Origin of the sequence: Embleya sp. NPDC127516 (genome assembly GCF_044765325.1) — a bacterium.
GTDB lineage: Bacteria > Actinomycetota > Actinomycetes > Streptomycetales > Streptomycetaceae > Embleya.
Window position 1 is genome coordinate 47,520 of the sequence record NZ_JBIWJT010000036.1, and the last position, 14,423, is coordinate 61,942.

At 72.4% G+C, this 14,423-nt stretch carries 10 protein-coding genes and 1 tRNA gene; 6 read left to right on the forward strand and 5 right to left on the reverse strand.

Features of this window, described 5'->3' with window-relative positions:
* The first annotated feature begins 19 nt into the window (after positions 1 to 19).
* Positions 20 to 95, forward strand: a tRNA-Thr gene (locus tag ACIRL2_RS42850).
* A 257-nt stretch (positions 96 to 352) separates the two neighbouring features.
* On the opposite strand, the gene ACIRL2_RS42855 is transcribed toward ACIRL2_RS42850, so the two are convergent.
* Positions 353 to 1,207 (reverse strand): ADP-ribosylglycohydrolase family protein, encoded by an 855-nt coding sequence (locus ACIRL2_RS42855; RefSeq protein WP_395869254.1) that lies wholly within the window; start codon positions 1,205 to 1,207, stop codon positions 353 to 355.
* Positions 1,208 to 1,752: 545 nt separating this feature from the next.
* On the opposite strand from ACIRL2_RS42855, the gene ACIRL2_RS42860 reads away from it, so the two are divergent.
* The 5 genes from ACIRL2_RS42860 to ACIRL2_RS42880 all read left to right on the forward strand — a co-directional run bounded on the left by ACIRL2_RS42860 (position 1,753) and on the right by ACIRL2_RS42880 (position 8,868).
* Positions 1,753 to 3,921 carry a putative bifunctional diguanylate cyclase/phosphodiesterase gene (locus tag ACIRL2_RS42860; RefSeq protein ID WP_395868959.1) on the forward strand — a complete coding sequence of 723 codons (2,169 nt, stop codon included), beginning with the start codon at positions 1,753 to 1,755 and terminating at the stop codon, positions 3,919 to 3,921.
* A 238-nt stretch (positions 3,922 to 4,159) separates the two neighbouring features.
* A complete protein-coding gene (locus tag ACIRL2_RS42865; protein WP_395868961.1) occupies positions 4,160 to 5,455 on the forward strand; it encodes a sensor histidine kinase in 1,296 nt (431 codons plus the stop codon).
* Positions 5,452 to 6,120 carry a response regulator gene (locus tag ACIRL2_RS42870; RefSeq protein WP_395868963.1) on the forward strand — a complete coding sequence of 223 codons (669 nt, stop codon included), beginning with the start codon at positions 5,452 to 5,454 and terminating at the stop codon, positions 6,118 to 6,120. Before ACIRL2_RS42865 ends, ACIRL2_RS42870 begins: the two co-directional genes overlap by 4 nt.
* A 387-nt stretch (positions 6,121 to 6,507) precedes the next feature.
* A complete protein-coding gene (locus tag ACIRL2_RS42875) occupies positions 6,508 to 6,834 on the forward strand; it encodes a hypothetical protein (protein ID WP_395868965.1) in 327 nt (108 codons plus the stop codon).
* 468 nt (positions 6,835 to 7,302) lie between these two features.
* Positions 7,303 to 8,868, forward strand: coding sequence for a DUF6745 domain-containing protein (locus ACIRL2_RS42880; RefSeq protein ID WP_402239909.1), 1,566 nt, complete (start codon positions 7,303 to 7,305; stop codon positions 8,866 to 8,868).
* Between the two features lie 80 nt (positions 8,869 to 8,948).
* On the opposite strand, the gene ACIRL2_RS42885 is transcribed toward ACIRL2_RS42880, so the two are convergent.
* The 4 genes from ACIRL2_RS42885 to ACIRL2_RS42900 all read right to left on the reverse strand — a co-directional run bounded on the left by ACIRL2_RS42885 (position 8,949) and on the right by ACIRL2_RS42900 (position 14,422).
* Positions 8,949 to 9,908 (reverse strand): DUF1152 domain-containing protein, encoded by a 960-nt coding sequence (locus tag ACIRL2_RS42885; protein WP_402239910.1) that lies wholly within the window; start codon positions 9,906 to 9,908, stop codon positions 8,949 to 8,951.
* 52 nt (positions 9,909 to 9,960) lie between these two features.
* Positions 9,961 to 11,523 (reverse strand): AMP-binding protein, encoded by a 1,563-nt coding sequence (locus ACIRL2_RS42890; protein ID WP_402239913.1) that lies wholly within the window; start codon positions 11,521 to 11,523, stop codon positions 9,961 to 9,963.
* Positions 11,524 to 11,747: 224 nt separating this feature from the next.
* The gene (locus ACIRL2_RS42895; protein WP_402239915.1) at positions 11,748 to 13,025 is read right to left on the reverse strand and encodes an alpha/beta hydrolase; all 1,278 of its coding nucleotides are present in this window, start codon (positions 13,023 to 13,025) and stop codon (positions 11,748 to 11,750) included.
* A 230-nt stretch (positions 13,026 to 13,255) separates the two neighbouring features.
* A complete protein-coding gene (locus tag ACIRL2_RS42900; protein ID WP_402239917.1) occupies positions 13,256 to 14,422 on the reverse strand; it encodes an acyl-CoA dehydrogenase family protein in 1,167 nt (388 codons plus the stop codon).
* Position 14,423 lies beyond the last annotated feature (1 nt).

A 14,423-nucleotide genomic window follows, 5' to 3' on the forward strand; every position in this document is an offset into this window, starting at 1 on the left:
GTAAGTTTTCGCCGCGCAGGCCCCAATAGCTCAGTCGGTAGAGCGTCTCCATGGTAAGGAGAAGGTCTACGGTTCGATTCCGTATTGGGGCTCCAGGCAAGCGAGAGGCCCCCCGGTCCGCCGGGGGGCCTCTCGTGTTTCGCGCGTCCGGCTCGTCGCCCGACCGGGGTGTCACCGAGCCGCCGGCAGGCCCGTCCGGCGCGTCGCCCGACGGCGGTTCGGGCCGACCGTCTTTCCGCCCATCCCGTCGCGTCGCCCGCGCGCGCCTCGGGACGACTCGGGGGCGGTCTTTCGCCGACCTTTCACCGGCCCACACCCCCCGGAAACGGTCGGGCGGTGCCGGCGGCGACACTCAGCCGAACCGGGCCGTCAACCGGGCGTCCAGGCCCGCGAGATGGTCCCGCCCGTACGGGCCGTTCTCCAGGCCCGCCAACAGCGCCGGCGGCAGGTCCTGGGCGTACTCCGCGGAGCAACTCGCCGCCGCGAGCGCGATCGTGGCCACCGTGTCCACGTCGCCGGTGTACGCCACGCACGCCTTCAGCAGCGCGGCCGTGCCGGTGTTCGCGGCCAGCGCGGTGATCGCCGCGCGGGTGCTGTCCATGCCGGGCGAACCGACCTTGCCGCGCCACGGCGTGGCCCACACCGCCGGGCCGGTGGAGGCCGGCAACGTCGCGGCCAGCCAGGTCGGCAGCTCCGCGACCGGGCCCAGGCCGTACCGGCAGTAGTGCACCGCGAGCGCCGCGGCGGTCGCCGAGGTCATCCCGCCGAGCGTGCGGTGGGTGATCCGGGCCTGCAGCGCCGCCGTGCGGCGTACCTCGGCAAGGTCGGGCAGCAGGCCCAGCACACCCGCGCGCATCGCAGCGCCGCTCTTGTCGCTCTCCGGCCGCAGCACCGCCAGGAGCTGCGCCCCGTCCGCGACTTCCTCCAGAACGCCTCGAAAGCCCCGCGCGTATCCGGCGCGCGCGTCGCGCTTGTACGCCCGCACGAACAGGTCCGCGAGCGCCGGGATTCCGTGATCGTCGCCGAGTATCCATTCCGCGACCGCGATACTCATCTGCGTGTCGTCGGTGTATCGGCCGGGCAGCACGTCACGATGACGAGGATGCTGCACATAACCGGCGAGTGTGTTGCCTCGCGCCACAAACGACCGATCCGCGTACTCGAACCCGGCCCCGTACGCGTCACCGACCGCGAGTTCCACCAACATCGAGACCACGACCCCCACTCGGGTGGTGCGTCGTTCGCCCGCGGCGGCTGCGCCCCACCTCGCCGACGCAAGCCGGTAGAGCGTACCGTGGCCCGGGGGTGGCAACCTGATGGTCCGTCAGTCGTCGCGTCGGGAGCCCTGCGTGCGCCGGAGTACGAGGGCGTACGCCACAATTCGGTACGGACCCGCGCGCACCACCTGTCCCTCTCCGGAGTGATGCTCCTCGCGCCGTGTCCAACTGCAAGACGTTTCCGCGCCGCGGCGGATACCGTCAACGATGATCACGCGATCGTCGGGGCGCACCGGACGTACCAACCGGCTCGTCCGAACGGGTGATAACGGGTGATATGGCTCGTTCACACGGCCGCCGGGGATTGCGGCCGGCTCGTCCGAGCGGCGACCGCACCGACATTGCGCGGTGGCGGATCGCCCCCGAGGAGGAAAGGTGGGGCGGTGGATCGACCATCGTGGGCGCCGGGCACAGCGTGGGTCCAGGCGTGCCGGGGGGCCGGCGCGTGCGCCCGGACCACCGTGGGGAGCGCAGGGTGAACGGCGGAACGGACGACGCGCGGGCCGACGGGGCCGAGGCGTCGCTGAGCCGGTTCGCCCGCGACTGGGCCCGCACCATCGAGGGCACCAGCTTCGTCCCGTTGAGCGGTGCCGAGATCGAGCAATACCTGCGCGGGCAGGCGCTGCGCATGGCGCAGGCGCTGCGCACCGAGCCGTTCGACCCGGCCGCCGCGCGCGACGTGGGCGCGTCCCTGGTCGGCGAACACTTCACCGGCAGCGGCACGCTGGAGCGCACGCTGGGCCTGGTCGGCCCGTGGTGGCCCATCCTGCGCCGCGACGCGGTCGCCCGCGGCCAGGACCCCGAGGCGTACCTGGAGCGGATCGCCGCGCTGATGGGCGCCCTCGCGGCGGGCTACGCGGAGGCGCTGCGCAGACGGACCCTGGACGAGCAGGAGGCCATCCACGCCGCCGTCCTGGTCGCTCGTGACAGTGCCGAGCACGCACTGCACACGAGTGAAGCGCGCTTTCGGGCGGTTTTCGATCAGGCCGCGCTCGGCATCGGGATCGGCGACGTCGACGGCAACGTGATCGACGTCAACCAGGCGATGACCACGATGTTCGCGGCCAGCGTCGAGGAGATGTGCAAGCGGCAGGTCCGCGACTTCATGCACGACGGCGACACCGACCACATGTGGAAGCTCTACGACGAGTTGATCAGCGGCGAACGCGACCACTTCGCCCTGGAGAAGCAGTTCGAGAAGGCCGACGGCGAGACGTTGTGGACGCATCTGTCGCTGTCCCTGGTCCGCGACTCCAAGGGCAACCCGGAGTACCAGGTCTGCATGCTGGAGGACGTCACCGACCGGCATCGCCTGCACACCAGGCTGCGCCACCAGGCGATGCACGACCAGCTCACCGGGCTGCCCAACCGCGCGTTGTTCGTCGAGCGGCTGACCGCGGCGTTCGAACACCCGGGCCCCGGGGACCGGGTCGGCCTGTGCTACCTGGACCTGGACGGGTTCAAGGTGGTCAACGACAGCCTCGGGCACGACGTGGGCGACCAGCTCCTGGTCGCGGTGGCCCGGCGGCTGAGCCGGTACGCGGGCCAGGCCGGGCATCTGATGGCCCGGATGGGCGGCGACGAGTTCGTCATCCTGGTCGAACACTCCACCGGGACCGGGCAGGTGGTGGCGCTGGCCGACGGCGTGTTCGCGGCGTTGCGCGAGCCGTTCCGGATCCGCGGCCACGACCTGACGGTCACCGCGAGCATCGGCATCGTCGAGCGGCCGGTGGCCGGCACCAGCCCGGCGGACACGCTGCGCGCGGCCGACATAACGCTGTACTGGGCCAAGTCCGACGGGCGGGGGCGCTGGACGGTGTTCGACACCGACCGCAACGACCGCGAGGTGGCCCGCTACACGCTGTCCGCGGAGATGCCCGCCGCGCTGCACCACGGCGAGTTCTACGTCGACTACCAACCGCTCGTCTCGCTCGCCGACGGTGGGGTGCTCGGCGTCGAGGCGCTGGTGCGCTGGCGCCATCCGCGCAACGGCCTGGTCGGTCCGGATCGATTCATCGGGCTGGCCGAGGAGACCGGGCTGATCGTGCCGCTGGGCATGCACGTGCTGGAGCAGGCCTGCCGCGAGGCGCGCCGCTGGCAGGACCTGGAGCCGGACGGCGCGCCGTTCATCAGCGTCAACCTGGCCGAACGCCAGTGCCGCGAACCGGGCCTGGTCCGTCAGGTGGAGCGGGTGCTGGCCGAGACCGGCCTGGATCCGGGTCGGCTGCAATTCGAGCTGACCGAGAGTCAGATCATGTCCACCGACGGTGGTCCGCTGGAGCGGCTGCGCGAACTGGCCGCGATGGGCATCCGGATCGCGATCGACGACTTCGGCACCGGCTACTCGAACCTGGCCTATCTGCGCCGACTGCCGGTGTGCGAGCTGAAGATCGCCGGCTCCTTCGTCGAGGGCCTGCGCCAACCCGGCGACTCCGATCCGGTGGACGGCCGGATCGTGGCCTCGCTGGTCGAACTGGCGCACGCGATCGGCCTCACGGTCACGGCCGAGGGCATCGAGACGGCGGTCCAGGCGGAGCGGCTGCGGGCGATCGGCTGCGACGCGGGGCAGGGCTGGTACTTCTCCCGGCCGGGGCCGCCCGATCGCATCGAGGGCATGCTGGCGGGGGTCAAGGAGCGGAGCTGAGGGTGCGGGGTCGGGGCGCGCGGGCCGGTGCGGGCCGGGCTGCGCGGGTCGGGGTGCGCGGTTCGGCCGAGGGCCGGGCGGCGCGGGTCGGCCACGCGGGCGGGCGCGCCCCGATACCCGTAGTACTTCCGAGCTACCCCGCGGGTGGGCCCCTGGGCGGGACGCCCGCGGGTGCGGAGGGCGCCTAGCGTCGCCTCCGGGGCGTGCTCGGAGCCCGCCCGGAGGGCGGAGGTGGGGCATGCCTAGGGTTGATCCTGTGCGAAAGGGGAGGATCGGGCGGATCGGGACGGCGGCGACCGCGGTGGCGCGCGTGCTGCGGCACGACCTGTGGAACCCGAAACCCGATCCGCTGCCGCGTGGCTGGCGGGACTGGCAACCGGCTTCCGCGGTGCTGTTGGTGGTCCTGGTGATCCCCGTCGGGGCGATCAACGTCAACCAGAGCGCGTGGCAGTACGGCCTGGGCAACGATGTCGGCCTGCTGCTCGGCGGGATCGGGCCGGCGGCGGTGGTGGCCGCGATGTTCCGGCCGGTGCCGGCCTGGTGGGTGGCGACCGCGGCGATGGTGCTGACCGCCCTGTTGGCGGATCCGGCCGGCCCGCAGCTCTATCCGTGGACCGGAGCCGGGATCGCGGTGCACGCGGGCGTGCTGTTCCTGGTGGCCCTGCGCTCGCGCCCGCGCATCGCGGCCGAGGCGCTGCTGATCAGTGTGCTGGCCGGACTGGGCTGCATGGCGGACCCCCTCCCCGGGTCCCGGTCCGACCTGATGCAGGCCGCGCTGATGATGACGGCCGCGGCGGTGATCGGCGCCGCGCTGCGCGGGCGTCGGGTGGCCCGGACCGAGTTGGTGGTCCAGGCGGAACTGACCGCCGAGGAGCGGGCTCGGCGCACCCTCCTGGAGGAACGCACCAGGATCGCCCGCGAGTTGCACGACGTGGTCGCGCACCACATGTCGGTGATCTCCATCCAGGCGCAGGTCGCCCCGCACCTGGTGGAGAACCCCTCCGACGCGCTCAAGGAGAACCTGGTCGGCATCCGCGCGAACGCGGTCGACGCGCTCACCGAACTGCGCCGGGTGCTGGGTGTGCTGCGCTCGGAGGACGAGTTGTCCGACGCCATGCGGCACGCCCCGCAGCCCACGTTGGACCGGCTGGACGAGTTGGTCGACAACGTGCGCGGCGCGGGTCTGCGGGTCGACACCCGGATCACCGGCGAGCGGCGGGCGCTGCCGCCGGGGGTGGAGCTGTCCGGGTTCCGGATCGTGCAGGAGGCGCTCAGCAATGTGCTGCGGCACGCGCCCGGCGCGGCGATCCGGGTGGAACTGGGCTACCAGGCGACCGGGTTGGCCATCCGGATCGCCAACACCGCGGCCGAGGCGTCGGAGCCGCCCGGGCAACCGGCCGCGTCGACCGGCGGGCACGGGTTGCTCGGGATGCGCGAGCGGGTCGCGATGCTGGGCGGGGAGTTCGCCGACGGGCCCATTCCCGGCGGCGGTTACGAGGTAGTGGCAAGGCTTCCGTTGGAGGACCGTTCGTGACCATCCGGGTGTTGATCGCCGACGACCAGATGATGGTCAGACAGGGCTTCACCGTGCTGCTGAACGCGGAGCCCGACATCGAGGTGGTCGGGCAGGCCGTGGACGGCCTCGACGCGGTCGGGCGGGTGGCCGAACTCTCCCCCGACGTGGTGCTGATGGACATCCGGATGCCTCGGCTGGGCGGCATCGAGGCCACCCGGCGGATCACCGGTGCCGGCGACGGCTCGGCCAAGGTCCTCGTGCTGACCACGTTCGACCTGGACGAGTACGTGTACGAGGCGCTGCGCGCGGGTGCCTCCGGCTTCCTGCTCAAGGACGCCTCCGCAGAGGAACTCGCGCACGCGGTACGGGTGGTGGCCGCCGGCGACGCGCTCCTGGCGCCGAACATCACCAAGCGCCTGATCACCGAGTTCTCCCGGCTCGGCGGCGCTCCCCGGACCCCGCTCAAAGAGCGCCTCGGCGACCTCACCGAGCGGGAGACCGAAGTCCTGTCCCTGATCGCCCAGGGCCTGTCCAACGCGGAGATCGCCGCCGCGTTGGTGGTGGCCGAACAAACCGTGAAGACCCACGTCGGCCGAATCCTGATCAAACTGGGCCTCCGCGACCGAACCCAGGCAGCGGTCTACGCCTACGAATCCGGCCTGATCCGCCCGACGGGCTATTGAGCGGCGAGCGCGCGGGGCGGTGCGGTGCGGTCGGTGCGTGGGACGCGCGGGGCGGGATCGGGTGGTTCGGGGCGGAGCCGGTGTCGCACTGGGCCTTCGGGGCTGCGGGGTGGGTGTCGCCGGTGGGCACGTGGGGCCGGTCGGGCCCGGCCGAGCGCGCGTGGCCGGGCGGCGCCGGCGGGCGCTCGGGGCTGTGCCGCCGACGAGGATGTACGGGCCGGTCGGTGCTTGGGGGACATCGCCGGCGGATGGCCGAGTCGGCTGTCGCTCTTCGGCGCACGCGGGGTCCGGCGCACGGGTGGGGCGCGGGTGTCGGTCGGGGTGGTTAGCGTGTGGGGCGGTGGGGTTGAGCCGACCCTGATTCGACTATCACGATGGAGGTTCGCCGTGTTTCGTCAGGGCGACATCCTGTTGCAGCCGATCCATGAGCAGACCGTGCCGAACGGGGTGAAGGCGCTGCCGACCAAACCCCGTGACGCGCGTGGGCGGTTGGTGCTCGCGCTCGGCGAGGCCACCGGGCACGCACACGCCGTCGTGGGCAGCGGCACGCTCTACCTGGCCCCGGAGCCGATGCTGATCGGGCACCTCCGCCTCGACGAGGCCACCCGCATCGTGCACGAGGAGCACGCCACGATCGACCTCCCGATGGGTTGGTATCGCGTGGTCCGCCAGCGCGAGTACATCCCGGGCGCGGTCCGGATGGTGGCGGACTAGCGTCGAATTCGACGCTTCGCCGAGCGCCGCGACGCGCGGCATCGCATCCGCGGGGCCCTGTCGAGGGTTGAAGCCGGGTGTAGGGCCCGCCCGGGGCTTTCGGCGGCCCGCACCGAACCTCCGCCGGTGCCTGCGCGGTGGGCGATGCGAGAGACCTGCCGGACGCGGCTCGGCGCCGAACTCCGAGCCGCGGAGCGGAGACACCGCGGCACGCCCGGCGTGGCGCGCAGGGCACGACGACCGGTCGCCACACCCACCGCGCGCCGAAACGCACCCGCCGAAGTGTTCCGGTGGATCACCGCCGAACGCCGGGAGCCGCTCCCCGACTGCCATCGAGCCGGCCGGGTGGAGGCGGGCACGGCGTTGCCGGTAGAACCGTAGGCTCCGCCTTCGGATGCTTCGGGCGGAGCCGGTGGGCGCGATCGTCCCAAGCCGACCAAGACGCAACCGCAAGTCACGGGAGACACGATGGCCACGCCGCCCCGCAAGTTGCCCGGGATCGCGCTGCCGCGCAAGGCGGTCGTCCCGCCCCCGCCGGCTCCACCCGCTCCGCCCGCCAACCCGGCCGCCGCGTCCTGGGCCGCGCACCGTGACCGCGTAGCACGGGCGGCCCGGGCGGCCGAAGGGGCGACGCCGGCCGCTCCCCCGGCTCCTGCGGCAGCCGACGCCCAGGCTCCCGCCCCAGCGGCGATCTCCGAAGCCGACCAGGCGGCACGGGCCGCCCTCCGCGCCAGGCGCGCCCCGCATCACGCCCCGACCCACACGGCCGACGAGCCCGGGCCGACCGGGCCCGAGACCCCGCGGCCCGCCGCCACCCGCCGACCGGGGCCGACCGCGACCGCCCACCACGCGACCGTCCCCCGCCACTTCGCCGTGCTCGACCTCGCGGATCGGCTCGCGTTGGCGGAGGCCGTCACCGACTGGGCGCACGTGGCCGCCGCCACCGGTCCCGCCGACCGACCCGCCGCCGAGGCGGCCATCAAGGCCGTGTACCGGGCTGCCGGCATGCCCGAGCCGGAGCGGGTGGTCTGGTACGACTCGCCCCTCGCGGCGGCGGTGGCCGCCGCCGTGGCGGCCGGCAGTTGCAAGCCCGCCGACCTCGCCGCCACCCGGCTGTCGGTGAAGGTGCCCGGCCGTCCGGGCCGCCCCGTGCAGGAACGGCTCTGGAGCGGCCCCTGGACGGCCGCCAAGGCCGAGGCCACCGCGGCGCTCGGCGCAACCGGCTGGGATCTCGCCTGGGCCGAGGGCGCCGATCGGCTGTGGGAGCCCACCCGGCAGCTCACCGAACGGATCCGTGAGGCCGTGCACTCCGGCGTCGGCGCGTGGGACCCGTCCGTGCGCACCCCCGCCTCGCGAGGCCGCTGGGACGTCGCGGACAAGGTCCGCGCGACCACGCACAGTGCCCTGGGCGGTCAGCACGACGCGGCCTGGCTCGCGGTCTTCGACGGACTCAAGGAGCGCTTCCCCGAGTTCGAGTTCCCGCTCCTGGCCGAACTCGGCGAGGTGGCCCGGCACATCGGCTGGTGGTGGCCGTACGAGCGGGTCGTGCTCGTCAGCGAGCGGCCCACCACGATGCACCGCGACGACCAGTCGCGGCTGCACAACGGCGACGGCCCCGCACTGAGCTACGCCGACGGCTTCGCGCTGCACGCGTGGCGCGGGATGCCCGTCCCGGCCGACTTCGTCGGCGGGCTCGGCCCCGGCGGCAGCCGGCTGACCGTACGCGCGATCCACAACGAGGACAACGCCGAGCTGCGCCGGGTGATGCTGGAGATCTACGGCTACGCCCGCTACCTGCGCGAGGTCGGCGCGCAACCGCTGGACCGGGACGAGACCGGCGTGTTGTGGGAGATCGAACTCGACGACGACGAGCCGATCGTGATGGTCGAGGTGCTCAACTCCACCCCCGAACCGGACGGCACCATCCGCACCTATTGGCTGCGCGTACCGCCGGACACCGAGACCGCCCGCGAGGGCGTGGCCTGGACGTTCGGCCTGAGCCCGCAGGACTACCGCCCACTGCGCGAAACCTGACGCCCGGTCACCGGCCCCGCCATGCCGCGGCACGACCGCCTCGCGTCCCGAACACCGTCCCGGGCCGGCGCCCCCGCACGTCAGTGCGGGATCGTCTGCCTCGGCCGAGTGGTCGCCAACCCGTCGCGGAACTCGTCGATCCGGCGCGCGACGTCCCAGATCGTCACGCTGCCCTCCAACAGCGACAGGTACAACGAGCGTTCGGCCAGCCCGGCCAGGTCGACAGTGAAGTACACACTCATCAACGGATTGATGAACAGCTCGCTGTTGCCAGTGCGTTCGGTGAAATGCGCGTCGCCGAACCGCCCCTGCAACGCCGCGCCGACCGATCCGTGCACGATGCTCGATCGCCGCGGGGTGAGCCGATTCGCGTATGCCACCGCGTCCAGATACAGCGCCCCCTCACGCGATTCGCGCGGGATCGACAGCGCGCCGAGGTAGTGCCCCGAGCGGGTGAGCGCGGCCAGGTTCTCCAACACCTGGGCGTGGCAGATGCCGTGGTAGGAGTCGATGCCGAAGCCGAGCGAGACGACCAGCCGGGTCGGCACCCGTACGCCGGCCACCGCGGCGAGGCTGGTCATGTCCTCCTCCGGAGTGCCCAACGACGCCTCGTCGCCGCGCATCAGGATGTCGGTACCGCCGTCCACGAGCACGATCGCGTCCACGTCCAGGTCCTTGACCAACCGGCGGTAGGCGGCCCGCAACGGCTCGACCCCGGTCTTCCCGAACGCGTACACCGTCTCCGGAAGTCCGTTGCGCGCAAGCCACATCGCCAGTGCCCGCTCCGGGAAGTAGTCGTCGTTGCCCGGCGTGTCCGGCCGTACCGCCGCCAGTCCCGGCAACAGCCGGTCGCGGGAGGGGAGTCGATCCACCGTCACGAACGACAGGTTCGCGTAGTGCACCCGTTTGCCCTGCTCGGTCAGCGCCAGACCGAGCGGCAGGCCGGCGAACACGTCGAAGCCGCCGCCCGCACCGGCGATCAACACGGAGCGGGCGTCCCGGAGACGGCCGAAGATCGGGGGTTCGGTGAGGGTGAACACGCGCGGACCGTACCAAGGTGATCATGCCGCGCGTCAAGGCAATTGGCCGTGCTCAGGACGAACCCACCGCGGCCGCGCGGTACTCCTCGACCAGCAGGCGCTTGTACAGCTTCCCGGTCGCGTGCCGAGGCAGTTCGGCGCGGAAGTCCACCGACCGAGGACACTTGTGGTGGGCCAGCCGTGCGCGGCAGTAGGCGATCAGCTCGTCGGCCAACTCAGGTCCCACCAACGCGCTTTCGGCCGGTTGCACAACCGCCTTGACCTGCTCGCCCAGGTCCTCGTGCGGAATGCCGAACACCGCGACGTCGGCGATCGCGGGATGCAGTGCGAGCAGGTTCTCCACCTCCTGCGGGTACACGTTCACCCCACCACTGATGATCATGTGTGCTTGACGATCCGTCAGATACAGGTAGCCGTCCGCGTCCAGCCGGCCGATGTCGCCCAGCGTGGTCCAGCCCCGGCCGCCGGGATCGCGGCCGGCCTCGGTCTTGGCCGGGTCGCGGTGGTACGAGAACCGCGGCCCGTCGGCGAAATAGACGATGCCGTGCTCGCCTACCGGCAGTTCGCGGCCCTCCTCGTCGCAGATGTGCGGGGTGCCCAGGATCGCCCGCCCCACCGTGCCCGGGTGCGCGAGCCATTCCTCCGGGGTGCAGCCGACGTAGCCGTTGCCCTCGGTACCGGCGTAGTACTCGTACACCACCGGCCCCCACCAGGCCATCATGCGTTCCTTGACCTCGGGCGGACACGGCGCCGCCGCGTGCACCGCGTAGCGCAGCGACGACAGGTCGTACCGCTCGCGCACCTCGACCGGCAGTTTGAGCATCCGGACGAACATGGTCGGCACCCACTGGCTGTGCGTCACCCGGTACCGCTCGATCGCGGCGAGCGCGGCCTCGGGGTCGAAGCGCTCCAGGACCACCACGGTGTGCCCGCCCCGCAGAAACTGCATGCAATAGCGCAACGGGGCCGCGTGGTAGAGCGGCGCGGGACACAGGTAGACGTCGCCGCCCTCGCCCGAGGTGTTCATCCCGTACAGCGCGCCGATCAGGTGAAACAGCGTCAGGGCCGGTCCGGTGCCCGCCGGGTGGTCCTCGCGGGTGGGCAACACGCCCTTGGGGCGACCGGTGGTGCCGGAGGAGTACAACATGTCCGCGCCCTCGACCTCGGTCGCGATCGGCGTGCTCGGGTACGGTCGGACCGCGACTTCGTACGGCTCGAAACCCGGCGCCGCGCCGTCCAGCATCAGCAGCCGCTCCACCCGGGGCGCGCGCCCGAGGACGGCACTCGCGAGTTCGGCCTGCGCGGCCGAGGAGACGAACACCCGGGCCCCGCAGTTGTCCACCACGTACACCAGCTCGTCCGGGTGCAGCCGAACGCCGATCGGCGTGTAGATCAACCCGGAGCGCTGCGCGGCCCAGGTGAGCGCGAGGTAGAGCGGGTGGTTCTCCAGCGCGATGGCGATGTGGTCGCCGGGACGCAGCCCGGCGTCGTACAGCAGGTGTGCGAAGCGGTTGGATTCCGCGTCCAGTTCGGCGTAGGTGACGACACGGCCGGTGTCGGCCATGATCACGGCGGGGCGGTCGGGGTGCGCGGCGGCGATGACACCGGGATGCATGGGCGATCCTCGTCTCGGTGCGACGGTCCCGCTCCCGAGCGGGGCGCGGGCTCCTGAGCTTCCGTTCGGATGGCGCCGCAGAAGTCTCGCACCGTACCCAGCCGTATTGAAGACACCGCCCGCGTCCGCGCCGAGCGGGTCCGCGACGCACGTGCCCGGTCCATGCGCGTTCAAGCGGGTCCCCGGGCCCTCCCGGGGCGGCTCCGAGCGCTCTCGAAGCCCGCTCAGTGCAGCGGTCGCCCACCCGCGAAGGCCGGTCCGCGTACCTCGCCGCCGGGCCGATCCCCCGCCGGCGGCGCCAGTTCGCGCCCCAGCCACTCGAACGCGGCCGGCAGACCCTTGGCCCAGGTGCCGAAGTTGTGCCCGCCGGACGGCTCGATCCGCACCTTCACGGTGTCCGTCGGCCGGAACCTGCGGGCGAAGTCGCGTGCTTCCCGGGCCGTTTTGCCCTCACCCTTGGCCGCGAACAGGTACATCCGCACCGGCGGCCTGCGCGCGTCCTCGATGGTGTACAGCGGGCTGTTGGCCCGGCGCAGCCCTTCGTCGCCGCGATACAGGTCGCCGGTGGTCATGTCGGTGATCGCCTTGAAGTAGCCGGAGAGGCTGGCCGCCGCCGCGTAGCGGTCGGGGTGGCGCAGGATCAGGTTCGCGGAGCAGAAACCGCCGGTGGAGTAGCCGAGCAGACCCCAGTGCGCCGGCGCGGGCGCGGTCCGGAAGTTGGCCGTGATGGCGTCCGGCACGTCCTGGCCGAGGTAGGTGTCCGTGCGGGAGCCGCCCGGGGCGTCCACGCATTCGCTGTCCCGGCCCGCGATCGGGTTCTGGGCCGCGATCACCACGATGGTCGGCGGCATCCGGCCCGATTCCATCAGGCCGGCGAGCATTTGGTGCACCTTCATCCGGCGCAGCCAGGTGTCGGGCGTGCCGGGGAAGCCGGAGGTGAGCTGGATCACCGGAAAGCGGGCGCGGGTGTTCTCCGGCGCGAAGTAGGCGGCGGGCAGGTAGACGAAGGTGTCCAGCCGGTAGCCGGTACGTGGGCCCTGGATGCTCGTGTTGACCAGCACGCCGTGCTTGGGGTCGGCGCCCTTGCGCCGGGGGTGCGGGGCCCTGGGCTGGTCGGTCAGCGGGGGCTTGGTGACCATGAACGGCAGGCCCTTGCCGCCGTCGTCGGAGAACGGGACGGCCGGCTTGGGGTCGAGGTGCTTGACCTTCACGGTGGCCACCGGCACGTCCGGCACGGACGGTCCGTCGGCGATGTGCATCAGGTCGGACAGGGTCGAGTAGAAGTACATCTGCGCGTTGACCGCGGCCAGGATGGTGAAGGTCACCATGAGCTGGGTGAACAGCAGGGTGCAGATGCGGCGGGTGCGCTGGAGGGTGGGGCGGTTCCAGAACCAGACGGTGGCGAACGCGGTGCCGGCGGTGACGACCGCCATGCCTATGACGAACCAGATGCTCGTGATGTCCACGTCCCAGAAGGGGCGTCCCGCCAACTCTTGATCCACGCTCCCACTGCCTTCTTCGCCGGGCCCGACCGATAGCTCCGATCCCGGCCCGCACCCCACACAGTCGCGCCGGGAGCGGAGCAGCCTGCCCGTCCATCCTGTGCCCGGCGGCGCGTGCGCGCGTCGATCCAGAGTCCATGGCCGCGTCATTCACAAGTCGCACGCGAGCCCGCCGGCTCCTCCGCCCTCCGGGCGCGCCCCGGACGTGGTCGGGCCATGGTCGAGCGTGGTCAGTACGAACGCGGCAATCCGAGTGTGTGCTGCGCCACATGATTGAGGATCATCTCCCGGCTGACCGGGGCGATCCGCAGCGTGCGGGCGATACCCCACAGCGGGACCAGTCCGTAGTCGCGGCTCATGCCGTTGCCGCCGTGGGTCTGGATGGCGGCGTCGACCGCGTGCACGGCGGCCTCGGCGGCGGCGTACTTGGCCATGTTCGCGGCCTCTCCCGCGGCCTTGACCATGTGCTCGCCCGCGTCGTGCAGCCAGGCCGCCCGGGCCGTCATCAGCGCGGCCAGCTCGACCTCGATCGCGGCCTCGGCGAGCGGGTGCGCGATGGCCTGGTGGGTGCCGATGGGGGCGCCCCACACCTCGCGGGTACGGGCGTACTCGGCGGCTCGGGCGAGCGCGTGGCGGGCGATGCCCACGCCCAGTGCCGCGCCGGTCACCCGCTCCGGGTTCAGGCCGTGGAACACCTGGCGCAGCCCGTCGCCCTCGGTACCGATCAGGCGGTCGGCGGACACCGGTACGTCGTCGAAGAACAGCGTGAACTGCCGCTCCGGCGCCGCGCCTTCGATCGCCAGCGGGTTCGCGGTCAGGCGCGGGTGGTTCGCGTCCACCAGGAACAGCGAGAGCCGGCCGCGCCCGGAGCCGGGGTCGGTGCCGGTTCGGGCGACCACCAGGATCGCGTCGGCCTCGTCGACGCCGGAGATGAACTGCTTGGTGCCGCGCAACAACCAGCCCTCGCCGTCCCGGGTCGCGGTGGTGGCCAGGCGGTGGGTGTTGGAGCCCGCGTCGGGCTCGGTGATCGCGAACACGATCTTGCCCCTGCCCGACGCCAGGAGGGGCAGCCAGGTGCCCTTCTGCTCGGCGGTGCCGAACCGGGTGAGCACCTCGCCCGCGATCGCGCCGGAGACCAGGAGCAGCAGCAGGGGGCAGCCGTGTGCGGCGACCTCCTCGCATACGATCGCCAGCTCGACCAGGCCGCCGCCCCCGCCGCCATACTCCTGCGGGATGTTGACGCCGATGTAGCCGTGTTCGCCGAGGGCCCGCCACAGTTCGGTGGTGGGCCGGCGGTCGCGGCTGTGCTCGGCGAAGTAGCCGGGGCCGAATCCGTCGGTGATCGCCCCCACCGCCGCGCGCAGGGCCCGGTGTTCGTCGCTCTCGTCGAATCGCATG